We start from the raw sequence: 1190 nt of genomic DNA, 5'->3' as shown, positions 1-1190 counted from the left end.
CCTGAAATTGATTTCGTCACCATCGCCGGAGAAGCCGGGACAGGTAAAACTCTGTTAACCCTAGCTGCGGCACTACACCAGGTGTACGAAGATAAGTTTTATGATGAAATCATTGTCACTCGGGCCACGGTTCCAATGGGTGAAGATATCGGCTTCTTACCCGGCGAAGAAGAAGATAAAATCGGCCCTTGGATGGGCGCGATCACCGATGCTTTGGAAACATTGAGCGCCAACCCCAACGGCACCGATTTCGAAAGGAAGTCGAGTGTTGAATTCTTAAAAAGCCGCGTAAAAATAAAAAGCTCCGGTTTTATGAGAGGCCGAAGTTTCTCCGACAAGATCTTCATTATTGATGAAGCCCAGAACCTGACCTCTGCACAAATGCACGGTCTCATATCACGAGCTGGTCCAGGCACTAAGGTCATTGCGATTGGCAACCTAAAGCAAATTGATACACCCTATCTATCGGCCTCAACGAGTGGCTTCAGCTTTGCAATGGACCGCATGCGAAACTGGGAACACTATGCTCACATCACACTACAAAGCGTTGAACGCTCCCGTCTTGCAGACTACGTTGCTGCCAATTTTTCTGACTAAACAGGCATAAAAGTCTATAGGGTAAGCCTAAGTGCTTGCCCTATATTTATTGCCAAAAATGCCAATACTCTGTCCTCTACTGTCATGGTCTTCTTACCATTCCCGATAAATAATGATCAAGTAAAAACAGGTCGGCCCTCTCTTCTCAGATAATGGTCAGATAAAGTGTCTGTTGTACTTTGTCCGCAGGACGCAAAATAAAAATAATATACATATCGAAAGGTCCTAACTATGTTTAAAACTAAGAAATCTATACTTTCCACCTGCGCGCTTTCTTTATCTCTATTATGGGGATCAGGGCAAGCGATGGCTGCCGACAACTGCTATATAATGGTTCACGGGCACGGAACCCAAGGCGACATCAAAATCAATGCCCTCGACTCTTGGCGAACATCCCACTTCAGCAACTATAACGGTGCTGACTTTATGGATGACTTGCTGAGCTCTGGCGACAATTATGCCATTGTTGGTTACGACTCAACCGACGAAAGCGGCTACCCTTACTGGAGAAACGAAACCTCTGGCGAAATTGCTCGACAGATCATTTCTATCAAGCAAGGTAACGGAGACGGCCTCAATCACCCTCAAGCTGG

General features: G+C 46.1%; 1 protein-coding gene and 1 pseudogene. Both read left to right on the top strand.

Features of this window, described 5'->3' with window-relative positions:
- A partial coding sequence (locus A3735_RS26655) for a PhoH family protein (RefSeq protein WP_156499950.1) occupies window positions 1-597 on the top strand: 597 nt, incomplete at its 5' end.
- Window positions 598-828: 231 nt separating this feature from the next.
- Window positions 829-1190: pseudogene (locus tag A3735_RS26650) on the top strand (hypothetical protein); the annotation flags it as partial.

This window comes from Oleiphilus sp. HI0061, assembly GCF_001635675.1.
The sequence above is the reverse complement of the archived record's forward strand: the minus strand, read 5'-3'. Positions and strand labels throughout refer to the sequence as shown.